Origin of the sequence: Planctomyces sp. SH-PL14 (assembly GCF_001610835.1) — a bacterium.
Taxonomy (GTDB): domain Bacteria; phylum Planctomycetota; class Planctomycetia; order Planctomycetales; family Planctomycetaceae; genus Planctomyces_A.
Map to the genome: position 1 here is coordinate 5844932 of NZ_CP011270.1, position 25029 is coordinate 5869960.

Genomic DNA, 25029 nt, shown 5'->3' on the forward strand with positions numbered 1-25029 from the left:
GGTGGAGGATAAGACGTGCCTCCGGCGGCCCGGGTTGCCCCTGGACCCGGTGACTCGAGCGGATGCGCAGGGGGAGCTGATCAGGGGACTGTGTCGAACTGAATGTCGCCCAGGTCGTGGACTTTTCCCGCTTCCGCCACGAACTCCCGTTCGACCTTCGGATGCTCGTCTTTGGTGAACGAGTTGATTCGATAGGTTCCGCCGGGGACCAGGTGAGAATAGAGCACTCGGCCCTCCGCATCGGTCTGGCTCGACCGTGGCGTCTCTTGGTCGAAGTTGTCGCTGAAGTCTTCGTCCGCCTCGAGGTCTGGACCACGCGTGAACCGCGTTGCCCCCGGCGTGACGACCAGATGGATCCCCAGGTTGGCTCCCTTCTTGACGGGGGTGCCGTCGGGATTGAGATAGCGGACCCGGGCCGAAGCGCATGGCTGGAGCTGGACCGTCGGCCGGGGATTGTCGAGCGAAACCGTCGCCACTGTTCCGAGGCCGCGCTCGGGGTCCAGGAACCAGACCGGAACCGACTGGCCCGCGACGAGCCCGTGGATCTCCACCGGGCCGGGGGCGGGCTTTTGGCCGTAGCAGCGCCAGACACTATGCAGCGGATGGATATCGAGACGCGAGGTTTGGATCGATTGCTTGATCGGCCTTCCTTCAGGATCGATCAACCGGACTTCGCCGCTGCCGGCCGGTTCCAGTTGGACCGCGAGGGGCTCAGGCGGCGTGAGCTCTTCCGGCGGCTTGAGCGACGTGGCCGGAGCGATGGGAAGGAACGCGTGGGCGTACGTCCGTGTCCCTCCGGCGGTGCCATGCACCAACTCGCGGGAGCCCTTTTCGTGCAGGACGTAGCTGGATCCGACGGGGGCATGGACGAGGAGCGTTCCCGGTCCCATTCCGACGACGATCTGGAATCGACCCTGCGCATCGGTGGGCACCATCGTCGACCAGCCCGACGGTTCATCCTCCGGCGGACGCTGCATTCCTCGCTGGAGCTGATACTGGACCGTAGCCTCCGCGATCGGTTTTCCGGTCGTGGCGTCGGTGACGATGCCGCGGAAGAGACGCCCCGGCCTCAAACGGATCTCGAGAGCCTGTCCCTTCTGCCCCGGCCCGCCGTCGAGTTCGTGCAACCAGCGGGAAAAGTAGCCGGTCCCCTCAGGGGCTTCGGCGTGAATCGAGAACTGAATGCCGGCATAGGGCGTGACGCGGAAGCGGCCTTCGGCATCGGTCCGGGCTTCGTACCCGATTGATGACCCGAAGCGTTGTTCGCTGGACATCACCGTGAGCCGCACCGCGGCCGCCGGCTTCTGGGTCTCGCCGAGCAGGATCACGCCCGCGATCGTCTTGGCCGGCATGAGGGGGATCCTGGCCGTCTCTCCGCGAGCGACGTTCCGGACCGTGCCGCGGTAGGTGGAGTCGTGCGGCCCCCGCTCCTCCTCAAGGCCAGTGTTGACGGAGAGGTGGTGCCGGAAGAATCCATCCGTTCCGCCCGCCCGGAGAAAGACGCCGTGGTCCGGCGGGATGATGGGGATCGTGATGCGGCCCTCGGCGTCGGTGGTCCACTGAAGCGGGATGTTCCGCAGCAGGGGCTCGGTCTCCAGCGACTTCAGTCCGTCGAGCCGGGTCGGGAACTCATCTTTTCGCGTGCGTGTGATTCCCGTGAGTGTCACGGGAATATTGGGCGTGGGGTTGCCCTGGCCATTCACGAACTGGATCGTCAGTGGCTCCGCGGGGCCAAGAGTGAGGTGGCAATCCATCTTGGACGTCTGTGGGTCGATGGCTTGCCATGTAATGGCGAAACCGGAAGCCCACGCGACCAGTTGGAGTTCCCGGTGCGTGCGCGGGGAGGCGGTCGGGATGTCGAGGTGGAACCGGCCTTCGGCGTCGGCCGTCGTTTCGGCGAAGAGGCGGCGGGTGGAGCCGCGGTTGCCCCCTAGGATACCGAGGATCGCCACGCTGGCGACGGCCGGGCGGCCGTTGGCGTCGACGACGCGTCCTTCCCAGGTGGCGTGCGGGAGTCCCGGATCGGGGGCCTGGCCGACCGGGGGTGTCGTCGGTGCGGGGATCGGCTCCTTCGGCGCGGCGGGGGATGAGGGCTGATTGGGAGAGGGTGTTGTCATGGGAGCGCCTCCGCTGGCCTTCGGTGATGGGATGGGACGGGGGGCGGTCGGGGTGTCGGGAGACGGTTCGGCGGCGGCGCGGTTGAGCGTGGCGAAGGGGGAGATTCCGGCCGCGGCCAGTGCGGCCGCGGCGACGAGGATCCGTCCCCGGCGGCTGAGGCGCGCGGCTCGGTCGCGGCGGTGGTGGAGGAGTCCGGCGATCCGGTGTTCGAGCCGCCAGGGGGCGTCGAGGAAGCCGACCGTGGCCGGTTGCGGACGGGCGGTTGAGATCGACTGGGCGAGGTTCAGGAGCGTCCGGCTGTAGGAGACGGTATCGGTGGTGGTGAGGACCGCGTTGTCGCAGAGCTCTTCGCGAGCTCGGGACAGGGCGCGGTTCAGCACGTGCGTCAGGGGGTGGATCCACAGGAGAGCGGCCGCGACGTTCTGGAGCAGGACGATGGCCTGGTCTCTACGGCGGATGTGGGCAAGTTCGTGAACGAGAATGTTCCGGATCTCGTCGGGAGTGAGGCGGCCGACGAGGCGGGCCGGCCAGACGATCCGCGGCGTGGGCCAGCCGGCGGCGACGGGGCCGGCGACTCGGTTCGAGATCACGAGTTCGGCGTGCCGCGGGCCCTGGAGGGCGGCGAACGTTGTGGCGAGCGCGGTGTCTTCGTTGCTCGTGGCTTCGCGGAGCAGGGCGGCGAGGCGGGTGCAGGTCCACAGGAGCCGGGAGAGCAGGAGTGCCGTTCCGGCGCCCCACACGGCAAGGAGGCCGAGCAGGAGTGGGCGAAGGAGGGACGTGTTGCTTCCGGCCGCTCTGAAAGAAGCGGGTAGGCTCTGCATCGGTTGGGGCGAAGTGCCGTCGCTCGTTGTTGGAGTGAGGGGGGCGTCGACTGTGATGCCAGGTTGCGGCGCGGCGACGCGTGGCAGAGGGGGGCTGGTGGCGGCGCCGAAGGAGGCGGTCGGGGCAATGGCGGCTGCGGGTTCCGCGGGAGGGCTGGCGGTGGTAGCGGACTGCGATACCAGGGGCTCGGAATGAGCGGTCGCTAGCGTGGGGACCTTCAGCAGTCCGAGGTTCGAGCCGGGGATGAGAGCCGCGAGGGCGGGGCTGAGGAGCAGGAGGATCAGCCCGAGCAGGAGGGCCGCGTGCCGCGTGGCGGGTTGGCGACGGAAGGGAGCCGCGATGGCGAGGAGGGGCGTCGTCTGGACCGTGACGAGCAGGAGGATGTTGGCGGCCCATGTGAGAAGGGCTTCGAGACGGCCGGGGTCTGAGGTGATGCTCATAGCGCCTTCCTTCCGCGTTTGGGGGTGGGCTTAGGCGTGGCGTTGTCGATGAGGGCCCGGATGCGTTCTTTCTCGTCGTCGGAGAGGCCGCGGTATTCCATCATGGCCATGAGCATGTTTTCTGGAGAGCCGGCGAAGAGGTGGTCGATCATCCGGGCGACGCTGGCTCCCAGCGACGTGGTCCGGGGGCGGGCGGCGGAGTAGAGGAAGAGGCGGCCCTCTTCGCGGTGGGTGAGCCAGCCTTTCTCCTCGAGGCGGACGATGAGGGTCTGGACCGTGTTGCGGGCGACGTCCCGTTTTGGCGAGAGGGTGGTCCAGACCTGGCTGACGGTGACTTCCCGTTCGGCCCAGACGATTTCCATAATTTCACGCTGGGCGTCCGTGAGCGGCGGCGCGTCTTTCTTGGCCATGCGGCGATCCTGAGGATGGGTGCCTACAGAGTGTAGGTGACGATTACCTACAAGGTGTAGGTGAGTCAAGATCGTATGATTCGTCCTTGCCGGCGCGGCCGTTCGACGAGGATTCATGGCAGGGCACGGGCGGCCGTTTTGGTAGGCCGCCGTTGGAGAGACTTCTTTCGTCCCTGACGGGACTGCCCTGTCGGGGTGCGAGGCGTGGACCCACCCTTGAAAGGGTGGGCTATTTTCGGCCGTCCCTGCGGGACTTCCTGCGACGAGAACTTCCTCACACCGGACCGCTGGCTTTGGGAGCGCCGCCGGTTGATGTAGGGGCATCCGGCACGGCGTCCGCGTTTGGGCACGCGCTCCTACAGACATCTCTCGACGGCCAGGCCTCCGGCGGGCAAGGGGCATTCTGCCCCCTGCACCCCTGACCAGGGTACCCCTGGACCCGGTGAGGCGCTGAGCGTTGGATATCCGTTCGCCGAAGCGGCCCTAGTCGCCGGCAGCAGTCTCCGACGTCGTGCGGTAGACATACTCCGTCTTCGTCATCGCCTGCGGATGCGCCCAGTCCATCCTCTGCAGCGTGCTGAACAGCTTGCGGGCATTGCGCGAGAGCGGAGCCGTGAAGGATTCCTCGTTGTCGTCCGAATCACCGTCGTCATCCTTCTTCGCCGGGTAGCGAAACGAGAACTCGGTCACGAGCGGGCGGCCGGTCGGTCCGTTCGACCACAGGATCAACGCCACGTCGATCTTCTCACCGAGCAGGTTCAGCCCCTTCTCCTCCAGCACCCGCTCAAAGGCGCGGATGCCATTGACCGGGGTCAACCGCGTTGAGGATGGACAGATCATGCCGTCGCGACGGAGCTGCCCGAGCGCCGGGAACAGTTTGGCAGCCTTACCGAGCGAATCCGGCCCGGCCCCCGCCTGATCGATCTTGTTCGAATGCGAATACCGCGACCGGAACGGCGGTGCGATGTCCTCTTCGAACTTCACTTCGTCTCCGGCAGCGTTCGTCGAGACATCCGCGCCGGCCGCTTCATAACGGTCTTCCGTCCGGTACTTGAGCGTGTACTCCGCCTTGCCGTTCTTCTTCGTCCGTCGACGCAGCACGTACCCGTTGGCCCGGATCGTATGGTCCTCTGTATCGAGGAACTCGACCGTCCGCTCCTTGGGCTCGCCGAGCGAGCCGGTGAAGTTCAACCCGAGCGGGACGACGAACTCCTTGACCTCGCTCCAGAACCGCTCCGCCCCCTCCTTCCAGTCGCGGAATGAGCGCTGGTCCAGCATCAGCTTGTATTCGCGCGATTTGACGAGAAGCATGTCCGCCTCCTTCGTTGGCCCCGGCCCTTGACCCGATGAGAATGACCCGCGCGAGACGCGGGAACGTGGATGATGATCCTCAATCCCGGTGGGGAATGCATCTGCGGGCAAGACACGGGAGGGCCGCGAGCGTTGACCGCTGGGCCTGTCTCTCGGAGTCGAAGCCATCGCGCCGCAGACCGGGAGGGCGAAGCTCCTGCTGAGCCGCAAAGGTTCGTAAACGCAGTCTCCTGTCGCCCCGGCCCTCCCTGTCGGGCCTCCTTCTCCTTTGAGCAATGTCTTCAGCAACCACGGCTCGTTTCAGACGGGAGCCAGGGGCGATCGGGCGCGTTCTCCACCGCCGCGGCTCGGCTGGAGCCTCGCCCTCCCGGGGGCATCCTCTTTGGGACCGCGCACTCGATCGCTGGTGGACACACGGTGCTGATTTCAGATCAAACAACGTTGATGTAGGCTTCGGGGCGAGCTCGCCAACTTCGTTCCCCTTTGGCTCTGCGTGACAATGTTGTTTAAGACTGGCTCTCTCGTCCGCCTGGCGGCTGTCCTCTGTGTTGTTGTCGTGAGTGGGGCGTTCGTGCCCATGACTCATGCTGCGGACCCCGCACTCCGTGTCGGCGTGGCACAGGTGGAGATCACGCCGCCTGTCGGGTTCCCGATGGCCGGCTACTACCACGAACGACTCGCCCAGGGGACCGCCAATCCGCTGTGGGCCAAGGCGATCGTCTTCCAGGACGGACCCGTGCAGGGGGCGTGGGTGGTGTGCGACCTGACCGGCGTTTCGATCGACCTGGCGACGACCGTCCGTCGCCGCGCGGCGGAGAGGACCGGGATCCCCTTTGAGAACATCGTCGTCTCGGCTACGCACTCTCACACGGCGCCGGACTACTACCGTGCGCTGTATCGCCACCTGGGACCGGCCGAGGAGATCAAGACCGACACCGATCGCGAACGGGCCGCGTATACGGGGCGGCTCGTCGACGCGATCGCGCAGTCGATCGCCGATGCTCAGAAGGGGGCTATCGCCGCGAAACTGCGGAGCGGGTCGGCGACGCAGGAGACGCCGGTGTCGTTCAGCCGGCGGTTCGTCATGCGGGATGGCAGCCAACAGACGTGGGTGGGGCTCAAGCATCCGGAGGCGGTCCGGTGTGCCAACCCGATCGATCCGGAGATCGGGCTCCTTCAGATCCGCCGCGCTGAGGACGATGCGCCGACCGGGCTTGTCAGCAACTTTGCGCTGCACCTCGACACCGTTGGCGGGCACATGTGGCATGCGGACTATCCCTATGCCATTGAGCAGGCGGTGCGGAAGGAGTTGGGGGAGAAGGCGGTGTCACTGTTCGGGACCGGGTGCTGCGGGGACATCAATCATGCGGATCCGACCGGGGCGGCGCGGCGGACGGCGGAGGCGATTGGCTCGGCGTTGGGGACGACGATCTGTGGGGGGCTGGCGGGGCTGAAGGAGGTTGAGAAGCCGCGGTTGACGGTGGCGTCGCGGCGGGTGGATCTGCCGCTGGAGCCGGTGACGCCGGCGGAGGTGTTGCAGAGTCTGGAGCTGGTGAAGGCGGCTCAGGCGGGGCAGACGGTGCCGTTTCTGGAGCACGTGCTGGCGTATAAGCGGCTGATGCTGGATCAGTTGTTGCGGAAGGAGCCGACGGTGGATGGGACGGGGCTGGTGTCGTTGGGGTTGTCGCGGACGTGGCGGGGGGTGGGGGAGTCGTTGCCGATTGATGTGACTGTGTTTGGTGTGGGCGACGATGTGGCGATTGTGTTTTTGCCGGGTGAGGTGTTTGTGGAGTTGGGTTTGGCGATCAAGCAGGCGTCGCCGTATCGGACGACGATGGTGGTGGAGCTGTCGCAGTGTGTGGAGACGATTTACATCCCGACGCGGGCGGGTTCGGTGGGTGGTGGGTATGAGGTGACGAATTCGTTGGTGAAGCGTGGTTCGGGGGAGATGTTGGTGGAGGCGGCGGTGGGTTTGTTGCGTGAGTCGCGGGCGGGGGCTTTGAAGCCTTGAGGAGTGCTTCGCGAGAATGAGGCTCGGTGGTCGTTTGTGGCCGCCGGTTGCGGGCCCATCTTGCGGGAGCAAGATGGCTACATTGGGTCCAGGGGCACCCTGGTCAGGGAGTGCAGAGGGGAGAATCCCCTTTGCCCGCCGGAGGCTTGGCCGTCGGGAGATGTCTGAAAGAGGGTGTGTCCAAACGCGGACACCGTGCCGGATGCCCCCTCACTAACCCGCGGGGATGCAAAGCGAGCGGTGAGTTCTCGACGCCGGTTTCACAAAGCCGTCGCCCGTTATATTCGACTGTTCCTCATGGAAGCGCCTCCGGCGGCAAGGGGGCGAGGCCCCCTTGACCCCAGCTGCCATGGCACGTTGGGTTTGAGCGAATGGGTGCTGCGCCGGCCGGGATGCGGTCCGCGGAACAAGTCGCGCCGGTCACTTCTCTTACGGGCCGAACTCCCTTCGCTTCGCTGCTAACAACACGGATGCCATCAAATCGCATTCATCCATCGTCTGCGGCACAACTTTTGAAGCAGCTGGGAGATGCCGAACGCGACCAGAACGTTTCCATCCCAGGTTCCACGCCCCGTGAGCAGCCCGCGCGACAGTACCTTCAGCCGCCAATCCCTGTCGTGGCTGCGGCAATGCCTTTGGGATTTTCTCAAGTCGACCTCCGGTCCGCGGGCCCGGTCCTGGCTCATCGCACTGCTCGTCTGCATCCTGCTCATGAACGGGATGAACGTCCTCAACAGCTTCGTCCTCCGCGAATTCATGTCCGCGATCCAGGGACGGAACTGGCCCCACTTCCAGTGGTACGCCTGGACCTACGCCGTGGTCTTCGGCATCTCGACGCTGATCTCCGTCTCGATGCGGTTTGCCGAAGAACGCCTCGGCCTCCTGTGGCGGGACTGGATGACGCGGTCCCTCACCTCCACCTACATCGACGGCAAGATCTATCTCCAGCTGCACGCGGACACCGGACTGACGAACCCCGACCAGCGGATCTCCGAAGACGTCAGAGCCCTGACGGTGACGACGCTCTCGCTGGCGCTGATGATCTCGAACAGCACCGTGGCGGCCCTGTCATTTGCCGGGGTGCTGTGGGCCATCAGTCCGATGCTGTTCGTCGTCGCCGTCATTTACGCGCTCGTCGGCTCCGCCCTGACCGCGTATCTGGGGCGGCCGCTCGTTCAACTCAACTACCAGCAGTCCGACTTGGAGGCGAACTTCCGCGGCGAGCTGATCCACGTCCAGCGGTCCGCGGATGCGATCGCGCTGGCCGGCTACGAGGGGCGGAGCCGGCACAGCCTTCTCGACCGGATCGAGCGGCTGGTGGCGAACTACCGCAAGATCATCTCGGTCAACCGCAACGTCGGCTTCTTCACGACGGGTTACAACTACCTGATTCAGCTCGTGCCGATCGTGATTGCCGCGCCGCTGTTCATTGAGCGGGAGGCGGAGTTCGGCGTCATCGGACAGTCGACGATGGCGTTCTCGACGATGGTGACGGCGCTCTCCCTGATCGTGACGCAGATCCAGTCGATCTCCGCCTACGCGGCGGTGCTGAGACGGCTTGGGGAGTTCGCGAACAACGCCTCGCAGGCGATGGAGAAGCGGAAGGTGGGGTGCGTGGGCTGCAAGTCCGAGGCGGACTGCTTCCGGTTCCACGACGTGACGCTGCGGTCATCGCTCGAGGATGGGGAGGTGCTGGTCCGCGACCTCGACCTGACGATCGAGAAGGGGGACCGGCTGTTGATCTCCGGGAATCACGCGGCACAGCAGGCGCTGTTCCGGGCGGCGGCGGGGTTGCCGGTGATCGGGACCGGGAGCGTGGTCCGGCCGCCGGAGGGGCGGGTGGCGTACATCCCGGAGAACCCGTTCCTGCCAGTGGCGACGCTGCGGGACATGCTGATTTCACCCGACGACAAGACGACGACCGATGACGAGATGTGGGCCGTGCTGCGTCAGCTGGGGCTCGATACGGCGATTCGTCGGGACGAGGCTGGGGCGACGCGGAACTGGACGGATCTGTTGACGCTCAAGCAGGAGCAGCTGGTGGCGGTGGCGCGGGCGATCCTGGCTCGTCCGGACTTTGCGTTGATCGACAATCTGGCGTCGGCGCTGGATGGGGTGACGGAGCGGCGGGTGTTGAAGCTGCTGCAGCGGCGGGGGATCACGTGTGTTTCATTTGGTGTGCAGTTGCCGACGGTGGAGTTTCATGATCGGTATCTGGAGTTGGGGGACGGCGGGACGTGGCAGTTGACGGAGGTGACGCCGGAGTTGGCGGCGGAACGGGATCCGGTTTGAAGAGCCCCGGGTCCAGGGCGGTCAGCCCTGGCCGCCGGAGGCACTCCTGTGAGGAACGGTCCAAGCCGCAACGGACACGGTAGGTGCCGGGGAAAGTTTTCGAAGGGGCACTCACTCCGTCGTTGCAACGTACCCGGTGCGGATCTCAGCCAGGTTCCGGGCGATAGCGCGTCGCAGGAGCAGCGAAATCAGCCAGAGGACGGGCCTCGCCGCGGCGGACCTGGGATGCAGTGTGAAGGACCGCACAACGCGGGTTCCGACTGCGACGCGTTCGAAGGTCCAGGCTTCCTCGAAGCGGGTCGCGAGGCGGGAGAGGGGTGGGGAGAAGTCGACCATGTCGAGCCGGAGGCGCGTGGCGGGATTCCACTCGACGATCTCTTCAGTGTGCGTGGAGCCATCGGTGTTAGTGACGCGGATCCGGGAGCCGACGACCTGAGGCGTGCGGAGGGTGAATTCGGCGGACCGGATGCCCGGGAGCGGCCCGTAGCCATGGAAGTCCTTCCAGCGGTCGACATCGAGGATCTGGTCCGCGATCGCTTCGGGCGGCTGGGGGAGGGTGTCGGTGCAGGAGAAGGAGACGGGTTTCACGGAGGGTTGTTGTGGCGCCCCTTCTGGGCTTTGGACTGAGTGGTGGCGCCGATCCTGGGGCGTTGCCCTTAGCTCTGTTGTTTCACGCCGCTGGTGTGGACCCGGTGCCGATCATCCGGGACGTTTCCTTATCTCACTTCGGGCCGCCGGACGGGAAGGAGCCGCTCTCGTCGGTCAGCACAGCCGGCTGCTTCTCGACTCCGTAGAGGAAGTCGTAGGGGCGATCCCGCTGGTATTCCCAGGTCGGGCTTTCCCATACGGTTCGTTCGCCGCGGCGGAGGCGGAGGGCTGAGCCGGTGAGGCGGGCGGGGGCGAGCGTCCAGGAGGCTTCGCCGGTGCTTTCGTTGCGGCGAAGCTCGATGAGCACGAACAGCTCGGGGTCGGTCGCCATGACGAAGGCGAAGATCGCGCCGTCGACAGCGCCGGGGGTGTTCTCGGGGTAGCGGTAGAGGGGCTGTGAGAGGAGGCGGAGGTCGGTGTCGGGCTGGGGGTCGTCTCCGATGATCGAGGCCTGCAGCTCCGCGGCGAGATCGCGCATGTTGCGGAGGCGGGCCGTGCGGGAGGGGCCGGGTTTGGGGGTGTCGGCGAGGGGGAGCCATTCGACTCCCGCTTCTCTGGGGGACCACCACGGTTTGTCACCCAGCGTGGCGGAGACGGGGACCTGGGTGAGGCTGTGGAACTCGTAGCAGAGGGCCCGTTGGGAGCGGTCTTTGGGATCGAGGGCGGACCAGACGCTGCCGATGACGCTGGGGCGTCCGGCATTGGTCCAGAGGTGGATCGTGCCGTGCTGGGTGTCGCCGCGGATCGGGTTGGTCCACGTTTGCAGCGGGGTAGGGACGAGGGTGAGCGGGACGGTGTCGTTGTGGTGTTCCGCGACGGAGAACTCCGCGGCCCGCTCGCGGTAGAAGGTGTGCCAGCGGCGGACTTGAGCGACGTCGCCGGAGTCTTCGTCGCTGGAGGCCGGGTGGCCGAGCGTGATCGCGAGCAGCGCGGCGAGGAAGGGGACGCAGACCGTGAATTGTCGCCTCATCGTCCACCTTGGGGATTCGGTGCGGTGAATCGGCGACGGGTGAGGTCGGCCGGTCAGCGCACGGGACAAGTGGCCACGGAAGCAGTTGGGATGGCGTTAGCTTGGCAGAGTGAGTCGTGCCGGGCAACTCGGGCGTCGGGTGCTGCGTGGACCGTGTGGACGTCCTTGCCGGCAGGACTCTGATAGCTCAAACCCAACGTGCTGCGGCCGCTGGGGTCAAGGGGGTCTGTGTTGTTTCTTTGGCCCCCTTGCCGCCGGAGGCGCTTCCATGAGGAACCGTGGTAAGCAACGGATGTCCGTTTTGTGGAACCGGCCTCGAGTGGCTTGCCCGGTTAGATGGCGTTCCGCGGAAGGAGAGTTCTTTCGTCCCTGACGGGACTGCGCGGTCGGGACACGGCGTGGACCCACCCTTGAAAGGGTGGGCTATTTTCGGCCGTCCCTGCGGGACTTCCTTGGGGGAGAGGTCCTTCGCACCGCATCGCTGGCTTGGCGATCCCCGCGGGTTGGTGTGGGGGCATACGACACGGTGTCCGCGTTCGGACACTCACTCCTTCAGACATCTCTCGACGAGAGGGCCTCCGGCGGGCAAAGGGGCGTTGCCCCTCTGCACTCCCTACCAGGGGTTGCCCCCTGGACCCCGGTATGGGCTGCGACGGTGGATGAGGTCATGTGCCAGTGACCGGGATCGTGATCATTAGCGCGGCATGCCGTGTCCGCGTGCTGCGACGGTTCGGCAAATGGCACTTCAAACACTCCGACGTCAACGGCACAACACCGATCTGCCGGTAGACCCCCTCTGCCGTCTCCTCACGCATCAGCTCACCCATCGCCAACGCCTGTACGGCACTCTTCTCAAAATCCGTCTTCGCCTTGTGGTCGACATTCATCGCATCGGCGTCCACCGCCAGCCAGCGGAACTCGACCTGCCGCCGCGTCCCCAGCTCTTGAAAGACATCCCGCAAGAGGAGCGCCGGAATCGGCAGACCCTCGTCTTCCCGGTAGTACGCCTGGTGAATCGCCCGCAACATTTCGTTCGCCAGATCGTGGAGCAGCACCGCCCGATCCCGAGCCTCCTCAACCGTTGGCCGCCGCGGTGTCGGCTGCGACTTCGCGGGCTCCCGGGGCGGCGGTTGCCGCGGCGGCTCTGTCGGCACCGGGGCCGCCTCCGCCGGCGGCTGGGCTCCGACGGACTCGGCATCGGGCTTCATCGCCTCGTTCGCCACAACGACTCCGAGGGCAATCACGCAAAAGGCGGCTCGAAAGATTCGCATGGTGGGGCCTGCTCACGGACAGAATCCGCCGCAGCCTACCCGCTGACAACAAATGTGTAAACAATACTTGTTTAAACAAGTGAATGTCGGGGTGGAAAATTGCTGAGAGTCGCTGGAACCTGAGGACACGATGCCGACCGATGAGGACAACCTGGAGACCAGCGCGACGGACTGGGTCATCGACCACCCGCAGACGACGCCGCTGTTTGATCGGCACGGAGTCGACTACTCGTGCGCCGGGAAGTCGCTGCGGTATGCGTGCCGGCAGGCGGGCGTTGAGCCGGAGGCGTTCCTGGCGGAGCTTCTCGCGATGATCCGCGCCAATGGCCCCGGGACGAATTGATCCGTCGCAGGAATGCTAAGTGCCATCGCGCGGCGTGTCCGCACCGCGATCCAGAGCACCACGAAAGCCCGCCGACGTCGCCTCAAGGAAACAGTGACTCAGTTGTCCTCACCTGCGACGACAGACTCAGCCTTGGACTCGGCGTCGGCCTCTTGTCCGGACGTCGAATCCGATCGATCCGTCGCCGCCTCCGACCGTGCGGCTTTGGCCCGGGCGACTTTGGCGGCCACTCGGTTGATCTTGCGACGAGCTTCGTCCGCCTTGTCTCCTTCCATCACTTCGCGCTTGATGACTTCCGTGGTCAGGACCTGCCGGATCTCCTCGGATGTGATTCGGACATCGGGAGAGACTTTCCGCAGCTCCCGGCGGATCGTGTCGACGATAGTGTCGGAGACGACCATCGCTCCCAGGAAGAAGCGACTCAGGGCCTGCTTCTGGTTGTGATACTCGCCGAGAGCGGACTTCAACCAACCTTCCTTGGCAAACAGGTAGAGGGCTTCAATGTCCTTGTCGGACTTGGCATTCAGTCCGCAGAAGTCGATCGAGACCACGAGCTCGGCGTCGATCGGCTTTGCGAAGGTCAGCTTGTAGATCCGCCACTCGACGCCATTGGTGAGCAGGACCCAGTCGACGCCCTGGTTTGCCGCATAGTCGACCGCCTGTTTGACGTGCGGATCCTTGAGTTCGATTCCGACGGCTTTGACTTCAATGAGTGCCTGGAGATTCCCGTCCAGCTTGGTCGCCAGATCGCAGAACGTTCCGCGGATCGCGTGCTCGGACGTGATCTCGGAGTATTTGTCGTAGCCGAAGATCTCAGCCAGCATGTCGACGATGATCGTCACGGTGTCCGATTCGCCGACGTCACGAGACTTCGCCGAGGAGAGGATTGGCTGAAACCGTTTGATGCCCGCGGAAATACGGTCCGAGATGCGTGATGGGACTGGCATGAAAAGGGCCCCTTCTTGAGTAATTTGTCCCTCTTGGCCGTCTTGGGACGAGGAGTGACGAAATGGCCTCCGCGCTCCCCGGGGACGAATCCCCAAGGCGACCCCGAAACGACCGACACTCCCCCGCTCGGAGAGTCACATGATGCTGGCCGGCCGAAACACTCGCCGGACGAAACAGGGCCGTCTGTTGGTCCGGAGAGCGGAAGCGTTGCTTGCGGCCACTTTAGTCGTCGCGGCGTTCCTTCGCCAACCAACTGCGTGGTACCGTCAACAACGTCGTCGTGAGAGTGGGGGAACCGGCTCAGTTCGACGTCGTGTCCAGGACTGGCTGCTGGAAGCGATTGGAGGAACACTCGCTTGAGGGCTCTTTCGTTGGCCTGCCACGACCACAGTGGCTTGCACCGTTCCTGACTGGAATGCCTCCGGCGGGCAGGGTTCCACCCTGCACCCGGCTCTTCTGGCTGCCCGAGATGGCCTTCCCGGATTGGCGGAGTGCTTTATCGACGACGTAGAATCGCCCACCTCCATCACTCCGGGAGAACGACATGAGAACGCAAGTTCTTGGGGCCGTCGTACTGGGCTTCCTGCTGGCCAGCCGCGCCGTCGCCGACAACGCCGTCTACGTCCTCGAAAACGAAACCGTTCGCGAAGTCGGCAAGATCCCCGGCTACGCCACCATCTGCTCCCCGGAGCTCTCCCCCGACCAGAAGTGGATCGCCGTCGACGGCTGGAAGACGGGGCAGACCAATACCGACGCCCATCTCCTGCTGTTGAATGTGGTGACCGGCGAAACGAAGGACCTCGGGGTCGGCTGCATGCCCTCCTGGTCCGCGGACGGCGATCACCTCGCGTACTCGCGGTACGGTCAGGGAGTCTGGATCCGCTCGGTCGACGGGGAGGAGTCGCATGCGATCGACCGCCGGGGCTGGGGAGCGCAGTGGTCTCCCGACGGTACGAGTATCGCCTACAGCGTCGGAGGCCAGCTCGTGATTCTTGATGGCGCGACCGCCACCACCCGCGACATCTTTCCGCCGAAGGACCAGCCGTACTCGTACCTCTACTGGAACTGCACCTGGTCCCCCGACTCCCGCCGGGTCTGTTTCAAAGGACGGCGGAGCGACGATACGAATGAGTTTGCGATCGTGTCGGTGGACGGCGTCGAACCGGATCTGCGGGTCTGCTGCAGTGCCAAGGACTACAACGAGGACATCGCCTGGCATCCCGATGGAGAGTCGATCGTCATCCCGCGCGCGCCCCGCCCCGGCGAACCCGCGCGGCTCGACCGGTTCCAGCTGGATGATCCGAAGAAGATCGAGCCGGTCCGCGGCCTCCCCCTGGATCGGCACAACAGCGGCATGTGCTGGTCGCGCGACGGGAAGAAGCTGTACTACATCCAGCGGTGAGGGCCGATGCCGGCTAACTCACGGGCACTCCAAACTGCTCCCGCGCCATCCGCTGCGCCGTTGCGAAGAAGCGGCTAGCGTTTGACCAGTCGCTCGACGCACCGAGCGCCTTCCGGCCGGCGTCGGAGAAGACTTCGAGGAGATGGGAGCCCTCGTTTCCGCTGCGGGCCGCTTCCGACGCCGTCGCCGGGGGACTGGTCCGCGAGGTGACGAAGTAGATCGGTTCCTCGGTCTCCCGGTCGTAAACCGCAAGGATGAACAGGTACTCGGCCGGTGCCGGCGAGTGCGTGTTGTCGAACATCAGGATCGTGTGCTGCTCGTCGAGCGGAACGCCCGCGACGCGGTGGATCGGCAGAAGATGCGGCATCTCATCCATGGACTCTTTCTCCTCAATCGGTAGCCCTCAATCAGCCCGCGAGGCCCGTCGGCATGCGGCCGACTGCCCGGAGAACGTCCCTTGATGGAACCAAGTTGGCGCTCGATCGTCAAACCAGAACCCGTTGCGGGCGGGGGCCGGGACCGGTTGTGCGTTGCGTGATTCATGTCGGCAGGTCCATGGCATAGCGGGCGTCCCCTTCTTGGAGGAGCGTCAGGCGGTGTCGGGCTCGGGTGACGCCGACGTACTGGACACGCCGTTCTTCATCGGCCCCCGCGGTGGTCTCCATCCCCCGGATCACCTGGTGCGACAGTGTGGTCAGGAGGTAGACGTTGTCCGCCTCCATTCCCTTGGCGCTGTGGATCGTTCCGACGAGGACCCGCGGCGACTCGACCGCGTCCGGACCGTAGTCATCGATCGCCCGCAGGACCGCGGCCGCTCCGTCGATGAGCGAGACCCACTCACCGGACTGGATCCTGCGGATGAGGGCTTCCGTCGCTCCCCATTCGGTCAAGCGGCTGGTCTCGATGGAGAGCCATTCGTCGCCGCCGGGTGTCCCGGAGTCTTCCGCTGCGGCGATGCCCGAAGGGGTGGTCTCCTCGAAGCGGGCCTTGGTTCCTCGCACCAGGTTTCCTTCGGACGGGATCTGCCGCACGATCTGACGCCAGGGTCCGAGGGCCATGTAGCCGTCCTGCGCGATCCGGAAACCCATGATCGCCGCCTGCCGCACGGGGGCGTTCCAGCGGTTGGGTTGGCCGGTCGTCGGCAGCCAGGGGATGTGCAGCGCGTCGAGACGACGGGCGATCCGGCTGGCGTGGTAGTTGCTTCGGGCGAGGAGCATGTGGGTGGGGCGGCGGCTGGTCGCTCTGCTGGCCGTGGCCGTCGTGACTCTGTTGGCGTGTTGATCAGGGGGCTGACGCCCCCCGCTCGCCGTTGTGGAAGTGGGGTGGCGGATTTCGTCGCAGATCCGCTCCAGCCATTCGGCCTCCCGCCAGCCTGCGGCCGTGATCTCGCCTCGATGCGGCGCGGGGGCGATCTGCCGGTCCCAATAGTCCGTGCACGAACGCAGGATCCGCCCTCCCAACTGCTGTACCGGCGCGGGGCAGCGCCAGGTTCGCGGCATGACCTGCTGTTTCTTTGCGGGCCAGCCCATGGCGCACCGCGCGTCCGCTCCGTTCCAGCCGTAGATCGCCTGGAACGGGTCGAGGCACAGGTAGATCCATCGCGCCCGTGAGACGAGACGCCGGCTGACCCGGTCGAGGAGCGGCGAGGTGTCCTGCTGTTCGTCGAGAAACCAGACCGGGACGTCGGGGATGTCCCCCAGGGCCGTTGTCTCCCGCGGGCCGCGGGCGTCGCTCCAGCGGACTCCGGCGTACCGGCCCAGGAGGTCGACGAAATCGATCCGTCCGTCGATCCGCTTGGCCTGCTCGTACCTCGCGACGATCTCCCGGCAGCGTGCGAGGTCGGGGGTGCGTTCGTCGCAGTACCTTGCCGGCTCCCAGACCTTTTCCAGCGTGACCAGTCGACTTCTGGCCGTGGACCAGAGGGAGAGGATCCGGTCGGCGTCGGTCCTGGCCGCGAAGACGTCGTCGCCGTTGCCGTAGAGGAGGTCCGGGGTGGTTCCTGTTTCGGAGATCTCCTCCTGGAGCGCGGCGGTGAGCCACTCGCGGTCCTTCTTGTTTCCGGCGAGGAGCTGGTTTCCCTTGATGCCGACGAGTCGGTAGCAGCAGGCATGCAGGGTCTTGAACCAGCCGTGCTGGGCGAGGTCGGCGGGGTCGACGTCGAACTTCGCTCCGGCCCTCCGTGCCGCTTCCAGACAGGCGGCGCGAGTGAAGGAGCAGAAGCCGACATCGAAGGGGGTGTAGCCGCCTGTTGAGAGAGCGGCGTCCATGCGTTCGAGGAGGTAGGTCGTTTTGCCGGTGCCGGCTCCACCGATGATCCGGGCGACTTGAGGCATGGAGAAGACAAGGCGAGCGGGGGGCGTCAGCCCCCTGATCCCGCATTCAACCTAGGAATGGAGCCACAGATGCACACAGATGAGCACGGATCAGAACAGCCAGGAAAATGAGTCCCGGCAGGGACGAAAGAAAACAGCCCCCCGTTTCAACGGGGGGGACGCGACGCGATTTCGATCGAGTCCCGTGAGGGACGGAAGAACACAGCGATGCTCGACATCGATCGTCTCTTTCGTCCCTGCCGGGACTGCGCGTTCTCGGTGCGTCCCATCCCCACCACTGAAGTGGTGGGCTATTTTGGGCCGTCCCTGATGGGACTTCCTGGTCTCGCATGCTGGTGACGTCCGCTTTGCGGGGACCGGTATTGAGGACTCCATCACACCGCATCGCTGGCTCTGTGATCCCCGCGGGTTGATGTGGGGGCATACGGCAAGTTGTTCGCGATTGGACACGCTCTCCTTCAGACATCTCCCGACGGCCAGGCCTCCGGCGGGCAAAGGGGCGTTGCCCCTCTGCACTCCCCACCAGGGTGCCCCTGGACCCGGGGAGGGGCTTGGCTGTGAGCGGTGGTTGTGGCTACCTGAGGGACTTTTTGCCTGACCGTGTGATCCTGTAGAGCTCTCCAATCTTCTGCAGGAATCCCTCCTGTATCAGATGCCTCGCCGCCACCTCCGCCCGCGGCAAGTGATTCGCCTCACCCTCCAACACATCACTCAACTCCTCCAGCGTCGCCAAGCCTCCAACATCCGCCGCGCGGCACAACAAGTCGAACTGGTCATGATTCAATCGCTCCGCCGTCTTCATTCTTCAATCGCTCCCTTCCTGGCCAACGCCTCCAGTGCCCGAACCCCAGCGGCCGACAGCACTCGAAACTTCACCCACCTGGCTCCAAACCGCCGCGTCCGGTCACTCACGCCGCACTCCCGCAGCACCGCATTGATCTCGTTCCGCTCCGGGTAGTCCTTCAGGCTCCCCCCATTCGTCAGCAGATACTCCGTCTTGAACCACAGCGATCCATCGGCCAGCCGGCACGGACGCCCCGCACTATGCGGCTCTTCCGCCGACAGCGCGTGATCGAGATGCTGCGACCAGATCAGGTGCGCCACGACCCGGTCCCGGCACTCCTCGAACGACGGCTCCTCCGTCGCCGCCGCATCGGCCAGCTTCTGCCGCAGCCCGCGCCGTTCCTTCCGGTTCCCGCCCCACAACGAGCCGAACCCGTAGTCGAAGCTGACCCCCTTCTGCCGCAGTGCCTGCTTTTCGACGTGTGCGGCGTTGAGCCACTGGTCGAGGCTGAGCTCGACGAACCCCTCCCACAGCGGACCGAACAGCTTCCACTTGGGGGGATCGGCGTTGACCCGGATTGCTCGCCAGCTCTCAAGCTGAGCCTGCGCGGTCTGATTGCTTCGCTGCTGGCGGCTGCGGGTTTCGAGGGCGAGGGCGTTGTGCCACGTCGCTTCGACGACCATGGGGGCGAGAGGCGGGACGTTCCTTTCGTTCCAGTGGAGGAACTCGCGATGGCGTTCTTCGAGGGCTCGCGGGTTGGTGATGTCGATCTCGCTCATCCACTTGCCGGCGAGGCTGATGGCGGCGTTGTTGCGGCCCCCTTCAGAGACTCCTTGGAGAAGGTCCTGCCAGTAGCGCGGGGGGCGGGCTTTGCGGACGGTTGATGTGGCGGGCTTCCCCTGGTTTGTGGTGGCAGAGGGGAGACCGATGTGTTGGCGGATCCGCTCGATGACTTCGGGCGGGATGGACATGGGGGGGCCGTCGTCGAGGGAGCGGCCGGGGAGCCAGGTGTAGGTCGGGCCGTCGGGGTGGATTGACGGGGGGAAGATGCAGTAGCTCCCTTTGCCGTTGCCGGCTTTGACGTCGATGAGGCCGCGGGTGCCGTCGGCGGAGTGGATCTTCCAGTTGGCGTGGGTGTTGTTGGGGAGTGCGTCGGTCCAGCGGAAGAGGAAGTGGCGGCCGCGTTGGCCTTTGAATTGGGGGGTGTGGAGGTTGATGCCTTGGAAGAGCGTGTTGACGACGAGGTCGACGGCTTCGTCGCTGTCGGCGTCGAGGTCGAGGATCCAGTTTTCAGGCGGCACGGTGGGGTGGGGGCCCATGGTGACGGCGACGTTGGCTTGGGGGGATCGGGTGTACCATTGGTTGATCTGGGCGAGATCCGTGGTGGCGTATTGCTGCCAGGGTTGGCGGGGGAGGAGTGGGGTTTTCTTACGTGGGGCGCAGGGGAAGACGCGGAGGTTTTGGGCGGCGTAGTTCAGCGCTTCGCGAAGCAGAGTTGTCACGATCAAACCCAATATGGCGTTGTCAAAATCCACCGGGTCCAGGGGCACCCTGGTCAGGGAGTGCAGAGGGGAGAATCCCCTTTGCCCGCCGGAGGCTTTGGCCTGGATCGCTCTCTCTGAAGGAGCGCGTGTCCAAGCGCGGACGCCGTGCCGGATGCCCCTACATCAACCCGCGGGGAATCCAGAGCGAGCGGTGAGTTCTCTACGCCGGTACCACAAAGCGGTCGCCAGTTGCGTACCACGGTTCCTCATGGAAGTGGCCTCCGGCGGCAAGGGGGTGAGACCCCCTTGACCCCAGCGGCCGTCGCACGTTGGGTCCGAGCTATGGAAGTCGTGCCGGCGAGAACCCGGTCACTTCGACGAGACGAGACGCGTCACTTCACCCCACTGGAAGACGCTCCGCAGTTCGCGCGGAATCTCGGTGCCGTTCGCCAGCCATTCACGAAGACGGCCTTTCACCGCCGCCGCATCGAAGGTCTCCTGACACAGGTCAGCCAGGCCAAGCTGACGCAGGACGGCACAGACGGTTTCCTGCGTGACGCCATCGCGGTCCGCCTTCTTCTGGCAGAAGAACTCGCGGCGGGTGTGGATGTTGAACCGCTCGACCTTGTTCTCGAGGAACGGGACGTCGATGTTCGCCGAGGCGAGACCGTCCGCCGCCATGTCCTTGATGAGTGGCTCGGCGAGCCGGTCCTCTTCGGCCCGGACGGACTTGAGGGCGTCGTCCAGAAGTCGGCGGAGAGCGCCGAGCGTGGCGAAGGCTCGCAGCCGTTCGGTCACGGACCGGGCGGATTCGACCTGCGAGACCGCCTGGGAGTAACAGGCGAGGGCGTCAGCAACGCGGGGGAGGACTGGAGTGGTCATGGAAAAAATGTCCGAGTGTCAGGTTTTGAGTTTTCCGTGGTCAGCAATCAGTCAGGGGGCGGTGACGGACCGGGGCTATGCTTCCTGTCCCGTGGCAGCTGGCATTTCTTGTTTCATTGTCCACAGGCGTTCAGCGGCTTCCCGCAGCCTGGGCTGGTCCACCCGGGCCGTGGTCCGCTCCCGCAGTTCCTGGTGGATGCGGTCTTCGATGAGGCCCTCGACGTCTTCGAGGCTGGTGCAGTGGCGGATGTGGTGGAGGCCGATGCTGGTCGTTGGGAGACGGGCGATCGGTTGCCAGTCGATTTCGATGAAGGTCGTCATGTCCGCAGTCCTTCGATGGCGAGGCCGAGTGTGTGGGCGAGGTGGGCGGCGCGGCGTTGCCAATAGGCGCGAGTGTCAGGTCCGCTGCGGTGGTCCTCGGCGAGGAGTTGCGATTCGCGGAGGTCCCGCACAAGGGCTTCGCGGTTCACTGTCTGAGGTGGTGGGCGGTAGTCGCGCGGGATCGGGACGGCGTAGCCGGCTTCGAACTCGCACCGGGCGCGGTGGTCCATGGACGGATCCCCAGGGAAGGAGCGGCCGTGTCCGCTCAATCGGACCGCGGCGGGAGCGTGATGGAAGAAGGGGCGTCCTTGCCCCGAATGGCGGGTCCATGCCGGGACGGGACCTCGTTGTCCCGATGGAGACGTGGCCGCGGAGGACACCCCGCGGCGGCAGTCGGGTTCGGTCGGGGTCTCCCGGACCGTTCCTCGTCACGCCTCACACCCTTTCAGCCCTGGAAACTGCGGTTTCCAAATGGACGAGGAGAAATGCGGCCCGGGAGAATTTTTGCGGTGACTGCGTGGTGATTTGTTGCCGCGACGCGCGGGGCGGCAGAATGCGGAGCCCGTGAATGGTTCAGCAGCGAGCCGAAAGAAGTCCCGTCAGGGACGAAAGAGAATCGCCCACCATTTCAATGGTGGGTTTCAGCGATGGAATCGGACGAGTCCCGTCAGGGACGGCAGAGGACTGTGGCCGCGCGTCAGCGATGAGTCCGGTCGGTTCTTTCGTCCCTGACGGGACTCGTTCGAGCTGACGTGCCGTGGCCCCCCCGTTGAAACGGGGGGCTATTTTCGGCCGTCCCTGTCGGGACTTCAGAGGGAACTGTCTGCGCATCGGCCCCCCGCAAGGCCGGCGAACCGCGCTTCCGTGACACGCGGTTCCTCGTGTCCGATGGGCCCCTGCCGACTATCTACCTTCCGTCTTCCGCCTTAAGCCTTCCGCCTTAAGCCTTCCGCCTCTACTCATAGATCGGGAAGAACGTGCCGAAGGCGGGTTCACAGAAGTCGCCGGGGTCGTTGAAGCGTCGGCGCTGGTCAAGGGCCGTGATCGCCTGCATCTGGTCGGCCGTCAGAGCGAAGTCGAACAGGGCGAGGTTCTCGCGGAGACGCTCGGGCTTCGAGGTCTTGGGGACGATTGACGTGCCCCGCTGGACGCCCCAGCGGAGGACGACCTGGGCCGGCGTGCGGCCGACGGCGTTGGCGATCTCGGTCACGACCGGGTGGTTAAGGACCGAGTCGTCGGTCGTGGCCATTCCGAGCTGGACGTAGGAGGGAGCGCCGAGCGGGGAGAAGCCGGTGACCGCGATCCCTTCCTCGCGGCAGAAGCGGAGGAGCTTCGTTTGCGCGAGGTACGGGTGCAGCTCGACCTGCAGGACCGCGGGGTGGATGCGGGCTTCAGTGAGCAGGTCCCGCAGGAGGCTGACGCCGTAGTTGCAGACACCGATGTGCTTCACGAGACCGTCGTCGACCAGTTCCTCCATGGCCTGCCACGTTTCGTAGAGCGGGATCGGCTCGGCGATCATGCGGGGCTGGGCCGCCGCGGGATCGTGGACCCAGCCCGGGGGATACCGCTCTTCGAACGGGACGTACCGCAGGGCGATCGGGAAATGGATCAGGTAGAGGTCGAGGTATTCGAGGCCGAGGTCGCGGAGGGTCCGCTCGACCGCCGGCCGGACGTGCTCGGGGTCGTGGTAGGTGTTCCAGAGTTTGGACGTGACCCACAGGTCCTCGCGGCGGCAGAGGCCGGCGTCGAGCGCCCGACGGATGCCAGCTCCCGCTTCCGCCTCGTTGCCGTAGTCGCAGGCGGAGTCGAGATGCCGGTAGCCGGCCCGGATCGCCTCTTCGATGAGGTCGGCCACCTGGTTGCGGTCGATTTTCCAGAGACCCAGGCCGACGGGGGGGATGGAGATGGGGGGAGAGGGCATCGTGTGTCCTTGGGAAGTATCAGGTGACAAGTATCAAGTATCAGTGGAGGGGCTGACCGCTATCCGCGTAGCCATTCGTCTCGATGTTCTGCGACGAACGCGTCGTCGTTGAGGTGGGCGTAGGCTCTGGTGACGCGGTCGATTTCGGCGGATTGGCCGGGGCTGAGGCCTTCGTTCTCGTCGAGACACCAGATCCCTTCGAGGAGGCCCTGGCGGCGGAGGACTTCGTGGAGGCCGGCGATGCAGCCGCGGAAGCTGTTGGCGGCGTCGAAGAAGGCGGCGTTCGAGTCGGTGACTTCGACGCCGAGCCGCATCCGTTCCGGGGTGGCGTTGGCGTTGCGGCAGTCTTCGAGGAGTTCGACCGCGCGGCGGGTCCAGACGGACCAGTGGCCGAGGAGGCCGCCGACGATGCGGCGTTCGGTGTTGCCGATCCGGAAGGGGGTGACGAAGTCGGTCACGATCGCGTCATCGTTGCCGGTGTAGAGGGCGATGTCGTCGCGGCCGGCGTCGATGACAGCGCGGATGACGTCGAGCGTCTGGTAGCGGTTGAACGGGGCGATCTTGATGGCGACGACGTTGGGGATCTCGGCGAAGCGCCGCCAGAACGAGTACGGGAGGATCCGGCCGCCGACGCTGGGCTGGAGGTAGAAGCCGACGACCGGGATCGCTTCGGCGACTGACCGGGCGTGGGCGATGAGTTCATCGTCGGTGGCGTGTCGCAGGGCTCCGAGGCTGAGGAGGCCGGCGTGGTAGCCGTGCTTTCGCAGGAGGGCGGCTTCGTTCAGGGCTTGGGACGTGGGGCCGCAGAGGCCGCCGATCCGGACGAGCGGGCGTGTCGAGCGCTGCATCTCTTCGGCGGCGAGGGCGAGGACCGGTTCGAAGAGGCCGAAGCGGGGTTCGCGGATGGCGAACTGAGTTGTGTGGACTCCGACCGCGAGGCCGCCGACGCCGGCCGCGATGTAGTAGCGGGTGAGGGCGCGTTGGCGTCGTTCGTCGAGCCGCCGCTCCGCCGTGAGAGCGAGCGGATGGGCGGGGATGGCGAGGCCGCGGCGGAGGTGGGAGCGGAAGTCAGAATCGTCCATCGTGCACTTCGAAGTGGGTCGGTTTGCCGATTGTGGTGCCGCCCCGCTGGAGCCAGTGCGCGGTGGCTTCGATCATTTCGTCGATCGAGACGGCGGGGGGGCCGAAGAGGTCGTAGGAGCGGGAGGCGTCCCAGATCCAGGCGGTGGGGCCTTCGGTCCCGGTGATGCGGGCTTCGCGGCCGACGGCCCGGCCGAAGCGCTCGGCGAGCGTGCGGACTGAGAGTTTTTCGAGGCCCGTGACGTTGAGGGCGAGGGGCGGGGATTGGGTGTGGGCCAGCGACTGGATGGCGCGGGCGCAGGCATCTCCCTGCCAGATGACGTTGACGTAGCCCATGGAGACGTCGACGGGTTCGCCGGCCTGGACCTTCTGGGCGATGTCGAGGAGGACGCCGTAGCGGAGGTCGATGGCGTAGCAGAGGCGGAAGAAGAGCAGGGGTGTGCGGGCGGTGCGAGCGAAGTGGCCGAAGAGGCGTTCGCGGCCGACGCAGGAGTTGGCGTATTCGCCGGGTGGGGTGAGGGGGGTGTCTTCGGAGGCGCCGGGGCCGTCGGCGGGGACGAGGGGGTAGACGCAGCCGGTGGAGAAGACGACGGTTCGCGATTGGGAGAATCGCTGGGCGACGTAGGCGGGGACGAGGGTGTTCATGGCCCAGGTCGTTTCGGGGGCGTCGCTGGTGCCGAACTTCTGGCCGGCGAGGAAGAGGACGTTGGGGACTGAGGGGAGGGCGGCGACCGCGGTGGGATCGAGGAGGTCGCAGCGGATGGTTTCGATGCCGTGTTGTTGGAAGTCGGCGAGGGTGGACGGGGAGGAGAAGCGGGCGACGGCGATGACGCGGCGGGAGGTGTGGCCTAACTCATCGAGGGTGCGGCGGAGCATGCGGGCGAGGGTGGGTCCCATTTTGCCGCTGGCGCCGAGGACGATGAGGTCGCCGTCGAGGTGTTGGAGGGTGTGGAGAGTGGCGGTGGTGGGTTGGGAGAGGGTTTGGTCGAGGTCTGTGAGGTTGTGGATGGGGTGCATGTGGGGAATATAGGAGATTGGCTTCCTTACGAGTGAGGCTCAGCCGGGTCCAGGGGCACCCTGGTGGGGAGTGCAGAGGGGCAACGCCCCTTTGCCCGCCGGAGGCCTGGCCGTCGAGAGATGTCTGAAGGAGTGAGTGTCCAATCGCGGACGCCGTGTCGGATGCCCCCTCACCAACCCGCGTCGTTCACGGACCGGTTGCTGAATGACAACGGAGTCCT

The 25029-nt window shown here is 65.7% G+C and carries 21 protein-coding genes; 4 read left to right on the forward strand and 17 right to left on the reverse strand.

Translation table 11 applies throughout. The annotated features are described in order from the left end of the window. Window positions 1-80 precede the first annotated feature (80 nt). The 3 genes from VT03_RS22480 to VT03_RS22490 all read right to left on the reverse strand — a co-directional run bounded on the left by VT03_RS22480 (window position 81) and on the right by VT03_RS22490 (window position 5101). Window positions 81-3380 carry a M56 family metallopeptidase gene (locus tag VT03_RS22480; RefSeq protein ID WP_075095079.1) on the reverse strand — a complete coding sequence of 1100 codons (3300 nt, stop codon included), beginning with the start codon at window positions 3378-3380 and terminating at the stop codon, window positions 81-83. Then, the gene (locus VT03_RS22485; RefSeq protein ID WP_075095080.1) at window positions 3377-3790 is read right to left on the reverse strand and encodes a BlaI/MecI/CopY family transcriptional regulator; all 414 of its coding nucleotides are present in this window, start codon (window positions 3788-3790) and stop codon (window positions 3377-3379) included. Before VT03_RS22485 ends, VT03_RS22480 begins: the two co-directional genes overlap by 4 nt. Window positions 3791-4273: 483 nt before the next feature. Next, window positions 4274-5101, reverse strand: coding sequence for a hypothetical protein (locus VT03_RS22490; RefSeq protein WP_075095081.1), 828 nt, complete (start codon window positions 5099-5101; stop codon window positions 4274-4276). A gap of 577 nt (window positions 5102-5678) precedes the next feature. On the opposite strand from VT03_RS22490, the gene VT03_RS22495 reads away from it, so the two are divergent. Both VT03_RS22495 and VT03_RS22500 read left to right on the forward strand, forming a co-directional pair. After that, the gene (locus tag VT03_RS22495) at window positions 5679-7112 is read left to right on the forward strand and encodes a neutral/alkaline non-lysosomal ceramidase N-terminal domain-containing protein (protein WP_075097236.1); all 1434 of its coding nucleotides are present in this window, start codon (window positions 5679-5681) and stop codon (window positions 7110-7112) included. Window positions 7113-7685: 573 nt separating this feature from the next. Further along, entirely contained in the window at window positions 7686-9404 is a 1719-nt protein-coding gene (locus VT03_RS22500; protein WP_075097237.1) for an ABC transporter ATP-binding protein/permease, read from the forward strand. Window positions 9405-9515: 111 nt separating this feature from the next. Here VT03_RS22500 and VT03_RS22505 read toward each other — a convergent pair whose 3' ends face one another. The 3 genes from VT03_RS22505 to VT03_RS22515 form a co-directional block, all read right to left on the reverse strand. Beyond that, window positions 9516-9992 carry an SRPBCC family protein gene (locus tag VT03_RS22505; protein ID WP_075095082.1) on the reverse strand — a complete coding sequence of 159 codons (477 nt, stop codon included), beginning with the start codon at window positions 9990-9992 and terminating at the stop codon, window positions 9516-9518. A gap of 133 nt (window positions 9993-10125) precedes the next feature. Then, on the reverse strand, window positions 10126-11022 hold the full coding sequence (locus tag VT03_RS22510) for a hypothetical protein (RefSeq protein WP_075095083.1): 897 nt from the start codon (window positions 11020-11022) through the stop codon (window positions 10126-10128). Window positions 11023-11687: 665 nt separating this feature from the next. After that, on the reverse strand, window positions 11688-12293 hold the full coding sequence (locus tag VT03_RS22515; RefSeq protein WP_075095084.1) for a DUF3365 domain-containing protein: 606 nt from the start codon (window positions 12291-12293) through the stop codon (window positions 11688-11690). Window positions 12294-12423: 130 nt separating this feature from the next. On the opposite strand from VT03_RS22515, the gene VT03_RS22520 reads away from it, so the two are divergent. Continuing rightward, the gene (locus tag VT03_RS22520) at window positions 12424-12636 is read left to right on the forward strand and encodes a DUF542 domain-containing protein (protein WP_075095085.1); all 213 of its coding nucleotides are present in this window, start codon (window positions 12424-12426) and stop codon (window positions 12634-12636) included. 98 nt (window positions 12637-12734) lie between these two features. Here VT03_RS22520 and VT03_RS22525 read toward each other — a convergent pair whose 3' ends face one another. Further along, window positions 12735-13478 carry a type I restriction enzyme HsdR N-terminal domain-containing protein gene (locus VT03_RS22525; protein WP_197489050.1) on the reverse strand — a complete coding sequence of 248 codons (744 nt, stop codon included), beginning with the start codon at window positions 13476-13478 and terminating at the stop codon, window positions 12735-12737. A 650-nt stretch (window positions 13479-14128) separates the two neighbouring features. Here VT03_RS22525 and VT03_RS22530 point away from each other — a divergent pair. Then, complete coding sequence (locus VT03_RS22530) at window positions 14129-14986, forward strand: PD40 domain-containing protein (protein ID WP_075095087.1); 858 nt, start codon at window positions 14129-14131, stop codon at window positions 14984-14986. A 13-nt stretch (window positions 14987-14999) separates the two neighbouring features. On the opposite strand, the gene VT03_RS22535 is transcribed toward VT03_RS22530, so the two are convergent. The 10 genes from VT03_RS22535 to VT03_RS22580 all read right to left on the reverse strand — a co-directional run bounded on the left by VT03_RS22535 (window position 15000) and on the right by VT03_RS22580 (window position 24808). Then, window positions 15000-15362 carry a hypothetical protein gene (locus VT03_RS22535; protein WP_075095088.1) on the reverse strand — a complete coding sequence of 121 codons (363 nt, stop codon included), beginning with the start codon at window positions 15360-15362 and terminating at the stop codon, window positions 15000-15002. Between the two features lie 163 nt (window positions 15363-15525). After that, complete coding sequence (locus VT03_RS22540) at window positions 15526-17319, reverse strand: UvrD-helicase domain-containing protein (RefSeq protein ID WP_075095089.1); 1794 nt, start codon at window positions 17317-17319, stop codon at window positions 15526-15528. A gap of 574 nt (window positions 17320-17893) precedes the next feature. Beyond that, window positions 17894-18121 (reverse strand): hypothetical protein, encoded by a 228-nt coding sequence (locus VT03_RS22545; RefSeq protein ID WP_075095090.1) that lies wholly within the window; start codon window positions 18119-18121, stop codon window positions 17894-17896. Then, on the reverse strand, window positions 18118-19605 hold the full coding sequence (locus VT03_RS22550) for a bifunctional DNA primase/polymerase (RefSeq protein ID WP_197489051.1): 1488 nt from the start codon (window positions 19603-19605) through the stop codon (window positions 18118-18120). The genes VT03_RS22545 and VT03_RS22550 overlap by 4 nt, the downstream gene beginning before the upstream one ends. A gap of 351 nt (window positions 19606-19956) precedes the next feature. Next, complete coding sequence (locus VT03_RS22555; RefSeq protein WP_075095092.1) at window positions 19957-20469, reverse strand: hypothetical protein; 513 nt, start codon at window positions 20467-20469, stop codon at window positions 19957-19959. A gap of 75 nt (window positions 20470-20544) precedes the next feature. Continuing rightward, complete coding sequence (locus VT03_RS22560) at window positions 20545-20790, reverse strand: hypothetical protein (protein ID WP_075095093.1); 246 nt, start codon at window positions 20788-20790, stop codon at window positions 20545-20547. Continuing rightward, entirely contained in the window at window positions 20787-21020 is a 234-nt protein-coding gene (locus tag VT03_RS22565) for a hypothetical protein (protein ID WP_075095094.1), read from the reverse strand. Before VT03_RS22565 ends, VT03_RS22560 begins: the two co-directional genes overlap by 4 nt. 725 nt (window positions 21021-21745) lie before the next feature. Next, window positions 21746-22711, reverse strand: coding sequence for an aldo/keto reductase (locus VT03_RS22570; protein ID WP_075095095.1), 966 nt, complete (start codon window positions 22709-22711; stop codon window positions 21746-21748). A 59-nt stretch (window positions 22712-22770) separates the two neighbouring features. Further along, a complete protein-coding gene (locus tag VT03_RS22575) occupies window positions 22771-23793 on the reverse strand; it encodes a dihydrodipicolinate synthase family protein (protein WP_075095096.1) in 1023 nt (340 codons plus the stop codon). After that, on the reverse strand, window positions 23780-24808 hold the full coding sequence (locus VT03_RS22580) for an NAD-dependent epimerase/dehydratase family protein (RefSeq protein WP_075095097.1): 1029 nt from the start codon (window positions 24806-24808) through the stop codon (window positions 23780-23782). Before VT03_RS22580 ends, VT03_RS22575 begins: the two co-directional genes overlap by 14 nt. Between the last annotated feature and the right edge of the window lie 221 nt (window positions 24809-25029).

Bases quoted from the DNA above. Each gene is read 5' to 3' on its own strand.
- VT03_RS22565 (WP_075095094.1), bottom strand. From the start codon at position 21,020: ATGGACCACCGCGCCCGGTGCGAGTTCGAAGCCGGCTACGCCGTCCCG.
- VT03_RS22555 (WP_075095092.1), bottom strand. From the start codon at position 20,469: ATGACCACTCCAGTCCTCCCCCGCGTTGCTGACGCCCTCGCCTGTTAC.
- VT03_RS22510 (WP_075095083.1), bottom strand. From the start codon at position 11,022: ATGAGGCGACAATTCACGGTCTGCGTCCCCTTCCTCGCCGCGCTGCTC.
- VT03_RS22545 (WP_075095090.1), bottom strand. From the start codon at position 18,121: ATGAAGACGGCGGAGCGATTGAATCATGACCAGTTCGACTTGTTGTGC.
- VT03_RS22540 (WP_075095089.1), bottom strand. From the start codon at position 17,319: ATGCCTCAAGTCGCCCGGATCATCGGTGGAGCCGGCACCGGCAAAACG.
- VT03_RS22530 (WP_075095087.1), top strand. From the start codon at position 14,129: ATGAGAACGCAAGTTCTTGGGGCCGTCGTACTGGGCTTCCTGCTGGCC.
- VT03_RS22535 (WP_075095088.1), bottom strand. From the start codon at position 15,362: ATGGATGAGATGCCGCATCTTCTGCCGATCCACCGCGTCGCGGGCGTT.
- VT03_RS22570 (WP_075095095.1), bottom strand. From the start codon at position 22,711: ATGCCCTCTCCCCCCATCTCCATCCCCCCCGTCGGCCTGGGTCTCTGG.
- VT03_RS22495 (WP_075097236.1), top strand. From the start codon at position 5,679: ATGACTCATGCTGCGGACCCCGCACTCCGTGTCGGCGTGGCACAGGTG.
- VT03_RS22560 (WP_075095093.1), bottom strand. From the start codon at position 20,790: ATGACGACCTTCATCGAAATCGACTGGCAACCGATCGCCCGTCTCCCA.
- VT03_RS22485 (WP_075095080.1), bottom strand. From the start codon at position 3,790: ATGGCCAAGAAAGACGCGCCGCCGCTCACGGACGCCCAGCGTGAAATT.
- VT03_RS22575 (WP_075095096.1), bottom strand. From the start codon at position 23,793: ATGGACGATTCTGACTTCCGCTCCCACCTCCGCCGCGGCCTCGCCATC.
- VT03_RS22520 (WP_075095085.1), top strand. From the start codon at position 12,424: ATGCCGACCGATGAGGACAACCTGGAGACCAGCGCGACGGACTGGGTC.
- VT03_RS22515 (WP_075095084.1), bottom strand. From the start codon at position 12,293: ATGCGAATCTTTCGAGCCGCCTTTTGCGTGATTGCCCTCGGAGTCGTT.
- VT03_RS22490 (WP_075095081.1), bottom strand. From the start codon at position 5,101: ATGCTTCTCGTCAAATCGCGCGAATACAAGCTGATGCTGGACCAGCGC.
- VT03_RS22480 (WP_075095079.1), bottom strand. From the start codon at position 3,380: ATGAGCATCACCTCAGACCCCGGCCGTCTCGAAGCCCTTCTCACATGG.
- VT03_RS22580 (WP_075095097.1), bottom strand. From the start codon at position 24,808: ATGCACCCCATCCACAACCTCACAGACCTCGACCAAACCCTCTCCCAA.